The sequence below is a fragment of the Ruegeria sp. BG6 genome, assembly GCF_056538465.1.
In genome coordinates this window covers 1-6682 of the sequence record NZ_JBQFTB010000032.1, presented here as the reverse complement: position 1 = coordinate 6682, position 6682 = coordinate 1, and the positions used below count along the sequence as shown (strand labels likewise).

Below are 6682 nucleotides of genomic sequence, written 5' to 3'. Positions count from 1 at the left end.
ACGCCAACGCCATTATCTCGCCGAAGAGGATGGCGTTTGGACTTTCCGACACCATTTCAACGCGCCTATCGGCGTGGTTTGGGAATTTCTGTTAGCTCCTGAGCTCAAACAGAACTGGATGGACCGCATCAAGACGGTCACGGTTGAAAATCCGCAAGGTCGTCTTGCCCCCGGATCTAACTATCATTGCGCTCATGAGCTGGCAGACTTTCATTATCGCGTCACTGATTGGGAGCCGTTTGAGTACTTTTCGACGCGAATCCAAGATCCCGCCCGTCCGCACATTAGCCTGCCGGAAACCTATCATCTGACGGAAAACAATGGTGGCACTGATTTGCGCTACACATTCGGCGAAGCAACTGATTCAGCTGGAAACCGTTCAGAAACCTCTGAACAAGAGGCGGCGGCATTTCTGGCGGAATTTTGGGCTGCGTCCTTTATGGAAATGGACAAAAAACTCGGCCAATCCAATTAATGACATATGGTGTAATGCCCAAACTAAGGTCGAGTTACTGGTGGATGCTAGACCTGTCTTATCCGTGACGTGGACAATGGCGTCAAAAACCTGCGGCCATGCCCTGATAGGTAATGGTCACGTTAAAGCGCTACGCAAGCCACTTTCAATGAGCGCGACCTGCCTACGGAAAGAAGTTAGATTAACCCTTGACCTGTTCCAGACCCTCCGTGCGTCATGCGTCAAAGTTCCAGATGTCACGCTGAACCTTCCAGCCGTCGTTGCCTTTTCGGAAGTAAAGAATGTACTTCCCAGCAAGTGCTTGCCCGCCCATTGAGCCTGTCAAAGTCCCCATCGTAACTGCAAAGTCTCCACTGACATGAGCTGCGGTCGGATTGGCCAAAACGTTCTCAAGGCCCCCATCAATTGCCGCCTGCCAATACTCTCGGATGGCCGCGTGGCCAGACATTGTAGGAGCACCAGGTGGCATGAGGGCTCCATCTTCGGCGTAAGCGGCTGTCGCCATACTTGCATCCTTTGCATTGATCCCTTCAATGATGGACGCGTCGAGGGCTTTTACACTTTCAACATCAGACATCTTTTCCCCCTAAGTTTACCCGCTGGTGTCATCAGACTATCACAAAAGCCTGTCTCGATGCTCGTCTTTGTGCGCCACGTGAGAAATACTTAAATTTGGGAAAGCGAATTGTCGCGGCTTGGGCCGTTTACTCTGCACGTAAGGCGCATGATGCATAGCAGCTTTGTCCGCGAAGCAGACGCTCCACCAAATTTGCCGACTGTCCGCTTCGAGCCCAAACCTGCCGTTTTTCAGCTTCCGGTGAAGATCCAGTCTTATGCGTGTAAACCCGCCACCAACAAATCATTTGGACAGATTGAATTGGTTCCAATTACTTCCGCTAGAGCTACAAGCGGCAAGTATCGAATTGCAGTGTCTGGCAATCCAGTTCCTAGTCCGACGGGATGCTAAACTAACTGTGAGAAACGCTAAATACGACGAGTTGTTTCTCGTAGCCTTTGAATCTCCGGCTACCGAGTGAGACCAACGAAAACTTTTCACGCGCAGCCTCTGCCAAAACGGGATCGAGGAGGATTTGATCATTGTCAGCAGATGAACACAGTCTCGAAGCCAAATTCACGACGTTACCAATAGCAGTGTATTCGACGCGTCCCTCATAGCCAATTCGACCGACCGTTGCCTGGCCGATCGCAAGTCCAACTCCGAACCCGAGTTCATAACCACAGGAGCGCCACTGGGAGACGAGCCTTTGAACTTCCGTCTGCATGTCGATTGCCATGTCCACTGCACGTATTGCTGGCTCTGCACATCGTACCGGCGCATTTAAAAGTATCATCAGCCCGTCTCCCGAAAAGTTCGTCAACGTGGCCTCATAGCGTGTGATTATGGAGCCGAGTGTCTCATGGTAGTCAGATAACACCTGCATTATCTCGTCAGGTTCTGATCCGGCTGAGAAAGCGGTAAAGCCGCGAAGGTCGCAAAAGACGACGACAACTTCCGCGCGCTGTCCTGCAAGCACGCTTTCATCTCCTGACTTTTCAACTAACTCGGCGACTTGCGGCGCGAGGAAGCGCTTCAGCCTAGCGATCCGGTCTGATCGTTCTTGAGATACAGCGAGTTCACTGGCCATAAGATTGAACCGGTCCGCGAGCAGTTCGAGTTCATCGCCCGTGGCGATTTCAATGCGGTAGCCAAAATCGCCGGCGCCGATGTGGTCAGTGCCTTTTTCTAGTTTGCCAATGGGACCGGCCATGCGCCGAGCGAGCCAATAGGCAATCAAAGCGGAGAACGCGGCCGCTGCAAGCAGCAGCCCTGCTGTACGCCACAAGGCAGAATAGATCGGTGCAAATGCTTCAGACAGTGGTTGCTCGACGAAAACCACCCATCCTGCTCCCGAGACGGCCGACATAGTAATTAAGACAGTTCCATCGAACGTGTCTTTTGCGACGACGGCATTTCCTTCCGCCTCATCAATTTTCCGTAGCAAATCGCGCATGGCGAGCAAGGTCACATCATCAGTGCCGCGCAGAACACGACTGATGTCAGGGTGTGCGACAAGCTTATAGGTTTCATCCAAAATAAAGGCTTGGCCGCTGTTTCCCACTTGAATGGCCGATATTAAATCCCAGATGAGTTTTAGATTGATCTCGGCGATCACGACGCCGGCGGACTTGCGATTGCCGGCCAGACCGATTGTCATGTGCGGCTCTGACTCTTGGTAATAGATGACCGGACCGTACCATAACTGTGCGGATCGCGCTCCAGATACCGCTGGATCACGGGACCGATCAATCCCACTCGCGATTCTGTTCAGTTCGATCCGGGAGACGAATAGTTGTTCCACCCCGTTGCCATCTACGAGCGTGATGCTCACGACAGCTGGAACCAGGCGTAGAACTCCCAAAGCATCGAATCTGTGTTGATCGAGAGTTTCTGCTGACCAGTTTAGCCGAACGGTCCAACTGAGTTGGTTTTCGATAGTTTCGAGAAATGCCTCAATCCGGGCGGCCGCAGAATTCGCCTCCGTCCGCAAAAGTGAGTTAAGCAAGGCGCGTTGGTCGCGATAGCCGAACCATGCGTCGCTCACTCCAGTTGCTAGAAGCGGAACGCTGACAGCAACGAACAAAACAAAGAAGTATTTCCGGAACAGAGACCGACGTGGTTTTCCGCGCTTACATTCCACGGCTACGCTGCATCAATCGAAGCAAAAGCCCTGCAGTTGTGCTTCATTCGATCACCTCGTCCGCCAGAAGTAACAACCCTTGCGGCACTTCTAAACCAAGGGTCTCTGCCGTCTTCATGTTGATCGACAGGCTGAAAGTAGTTGGTTGCTCAATTGGCAAGTCACCCGGATTTGCACCACGCAAGATTTGGTCAACGTAGAAGGCCAGCCGATGATGCATCGCGTAATAATCCGACGAATAGGCCATCAAAAAGCCTGCTGGCGTGAACCATCCACCCCATCCCATCGACGGCAATCCATGATCCAGAGAGAGTTCGGCAATCGTTGTAACTTGATTAGAGAGCATCAAGTCAGGCAGCACGAAGACCGCCTGAGCGCCGTCGGCCTTCATCTGCGAGAACGCCTCTATTAAATCTTCAGGTTCACGAACCTGGTATACCGTCGCAGTGATACCCAGCCGCGAAGCGGCCCGTTTGGCATCCTCTTCAAAAGGCATGTAAGCCACGTTCGGATTGGCGAGGACGCCGACATTTTTCAGTTCTGGAATCAACTCTGCCAGGAATTCCAGCCGCTTGGCAGTGAGTTCCGTGGCGTAGTAGGTGACGCCCGTTACGTTACCACCCGGTTTTGCAAGGCTCTTTGCCAGACCGCTGTCCAACGGATCGCCACTAATAATCATCACCATCGGGATCGTCGACGTTTCGGCGCGCACGGCGTGGGCCACCGGTTCCGAGTCTCCGACAATTATATCTAATGGGAGTTGCGCGAGGTCGGCCGCCGCCGCTGATAATCCGTCATAACTTTTGCCTGCACTCCGACACTCAATCAAGACTGACTCGCCTGGCTTGTGTCCAAGCTCGTCCAGCCCTCGCAAGAAGGGACCGGAACTGTTCAACAGCCACGCCTCTTCACACGCCGACCAGGTTAGCAAACCGATCCGAGGAATTGTTGCTGTGTCAGACTGACCGACTGCGCCGCTAGGCAAAGCCACGATCAGCGCGCCCATCCATTGAACAAGTTTTTGGCAGATTGACCGCATAGAAATGAAGCTCATGTGAGTCTACTCCCGCCGGTTGCCGACGTTCAAAACACAGTGTGCTCTTGCGAGGCCGGTCAACCCAGCAAACTAACTAGTTTCGTAGCTTAGGCTAACGGAGACTACCGTCTTTTAAAAGTGACGTGGTTTCAATTATCCTCGAAGCGACGCGATAGTTGACCGTCTGGTAAGTCCGCATGGCAGTCGTTCGGGCCATGATCGCTATGCGGCTGCTTTTGCCCAAATCGGTCGATGCTGCTGCAAAAACTACAAAGCACCGACCAAGTGTGTTGTTGCCACTTATTGAAGTGCCGCGAGGCTTCTTGCTCTGTTTGGAGAAAGTTCCAGCGTCGCCTGATAAGCGACCGCAGCTTCATTGGGTTTTCCAAGCTCTATCAGCATGTCCCCGAGAAGTTCTCGTGCCGGAAGGACGTGGCCGGGTGTGACTGGGCTTTTGCCAATCTTATCCTCGAGATCAGCCGCGGCTGTCTGCTTAGCAACTGCGGTCTCAGAGCCCCCACCCGCCAGTTCAATCCAGGCTTCCACCGACATGATCTGTGCTTCGGTCAACTGCGCCCAATAGCCCTGCCCACGCTCCTTCATCACAGCGTGCAAAGACTTGAGCTCGGCAAGCGCGCTCTGCGCTGTATCGACATCACCGCTACGGGCCGCGCCGATAGCGATCGCGAACCATCGCATGGCTACAGTTTGTGGAAATTTCTCCCATGGAATGACCGGATGCATCTCAGGCGACAGTGCCGCCGCGACGTCCCATTGTCCCCGCTCAAGAGGTAGCCGAACGGGTGCAGCCGCTAACGCATAAGCGCTTCCGAAACTGGCCTGATGATTTCGAATTGCGAGCATTTCATCGACCAGCCCTGCAGCTTCGTCTGTATTCCCAAGTTGTAGGTGGCCGTAAACCATGTAGTCGATCGCATGCGCATAGTGGCTTTGTACCACGTCTTTTGATTGCTCAAGAGCTGCTTCAGCGGACCGGCTGTTCAGATCAATTGATTTTTCCCATTCTCCCGTTCGTGTAAAGATATGAGCGGGCATATGCAGCGCATGTGGAGCGCTTGGAGCGGTTTTATCGTAAATCTCGGCGTACGGCCTGCCTCGCTCCTTGAGTGGCGGATTGTCATAGGCGTGGATCGCGTAGTGAATGACGCCAGGATGTTCTGGTGCCTTTTGATGAAGCGCGTCGAGCGTATCACCCACCTGCGACTTTACTTTGATTCCGTCTGCCCCTCGCGGCGCCGTTGCAAGGCGCGCCAGCGCCGCAAACGCCGCGGCGTCCAAGTCGTCTGCATGATGGTCCGCAGCTGCCACCTGTTTCTCCGCCCACGATTTAAGCTGAGCGCGGTAACCTTCCTGGCTTGAGGCGTAGAAAGCAACAGCGGCGTCGATCAATGCTTGTTCAACGGCGCTTTCGGAGGACATTGACGCGAGATTTTCCGCTGCATCAGACCCTCTCTCTGTTTCGGCTTCACTGGGAGTGCCCGGCCAAAGAGGGTGAAAGTTCGACATCGCGATGCCCCACTGTGCCATGGCACAAGTTGGATCCGCAGACGCTGCTTTGTTGAACGCTTCTTCGGCTTGAATGTACATCATGTTGTGAATTAGATTCAGACCTTCGTTGAAAACCTGGTCCGCTTTTGGGTTGCATGTCGTCTGGAAATTAGCCTCCGCTGAGACTGCGGGCACGAAAACAAAGAACGAGCTAATACAGGCGACAAAAGTATTGCGGGCTTTGGTATGCAAATGCTGCATCTATCGTCTCCACATTAAATTTTGTCCGAAATTGTTTGAGCGTATGGCTCGGCGGCATCATACACACAATTGTACGATATGTCCGAACTGTCATCTGAGCGGCGATGCGCTCTGTTCGATCGAATATTTTCTTACGCGGCGTGTACGCGTTATCCGCTGAGCAGTTGTTCAAGCAAAACAAACGTGCCGCAGCGCACCTAAGGGCAGCTTAGTCCCGCAACCCAGACCTTTGAAGCTGTAGCAGCGAATGGCCGTTTCTGGCAGGAGCGGTCGTTAAGGCACTGAAGCGGACCCCGCACCTCGGTTCCGTCGTCTTGAAGGGCTTCTGTACGCGGCTTAGCTGACATCTGACCGAACCGCTCAGATGTCGAAGAAGAGCCCAAAGCGAACATGGTTGTTTCGCGGAAGTTGTGTTTTAGGTTGTCCACTTAGTAGCGATAGTGGCACCTAATGCATAAATCGGGTTCAATCCAACTGGAGGCTGGCAATATCAAAGAAGGCGTCTAAATTCCCGCTCTGAGGCCTCTTACATTACATTTATCCGTTGCTTGCAAATTCGTCTTCCGGCTCTTCATCCGGGGTTTGATCTGCTCCCTCCGCTTCTCCATCAACATCATCGTCCTCCTGGCCGTCGGCATAAAGGCTTCCGTCGTCCGAAGTGCCAAGCGTGGCTTTTACCGATTCTTCATCGGGATTGGAGGC

5 protein-coding genes are annotated in these 6682 nt (G+C 53.3%); 1 reads left to right on the top strand and 4 read right to left on the bottom strand.

Annotation, left to right across the window (positions count from 1 at the left end):
* A partial coding sequence (locus tag ACR0JW_RS23710; RefSeq protein WP_480714600.1) for an SRPBCC family protein occupies positions 1-475 on the top strand: 475 nt, incomplete at its 5' end.
* Positions 476-689: 214 nt separating this feature from the next.
* Here ACR0JW_RS23710 and ACR0JW_RS23705 read toward each other — a convergent pair.
* From ACR0JW_RS23705 to ACR0JW_RS23690, 4 genes are all read right to left on the bottom strand, one after another.
* On the bottom strand, positions 690-1052 hold the full coding sequence (locus tag ACR0JW_RS23705; RefSeq protein ID WP_170484832.1) for a nuclear transport factor 2 family protein: 363 nt from the start codon (positions 1050-1052) through the stop codon (positions 690-692).
* Between the two features lie 391 nt (positions 1053-1443).
* The gene (locus ACR0JW_RS23700; RefSeq protein ID WP_170681091.1) at positions 1444-3174 is read right to left on the bottom strand and encodes an adenylate/guanylate cyclase domain-containing protein; all 1731 of its coding nucleotides are present in this window, start codon (positions 3172-3174) and stop codon (positions 1444-1446) included.
* Positions 3175-3217: 43 nt separating this feature from the next.
* Positions 3218-4228 carry an ABC transporter substrate-binding protein gene (locus tag ACR0JW_RS23695; protein ID WP_480714599.1) on the bottom strand — a complete coding sequence of 337 codons (1011 nt, stop codon included), beginning with the start codon at positions 4226-4228 and terminating at the stop codon, positions 3218-3220.
* A gap of 282 nt (positions 4229-4510) precedes the next feature.
* Entirely contained in the window at positions 4511-5980 is a 1470-nt protein-coding gene (locus ACR0JW_RS23690; RefSeq protein WP_170681089.1) for a hypothetical protein, read from the bottom strand.
* Positions 5981-6682 lie beyond the last annotated feature (702 nt).

Bases quoted from the DNA above. Each gene is read 5' to 3' on its own strand.
- ACR0JW_RS23695 (WP_480714599.1), bottom strand. From the start codon at position 4,228: ATGAGCTTCATTTCTATGCGGTCAATCTGCCAAAAACTTGTTCAATGG.
- ACR0JW_RS23705 (WP_170484832.1), bottom strand. From the start codon at position 1,052: ATGTCTGATGTTGAAAGTGTAAAAGCCCTCGACGCGTCCATCATTGAA.
- ACR0JW_RS23690 (WP_170681089.1), bottom strand. From the start codon at position 5,980: ATGCAGCATTTGCATACCAAAGCCCGCAATACTTTTGTCGCCTGTATT.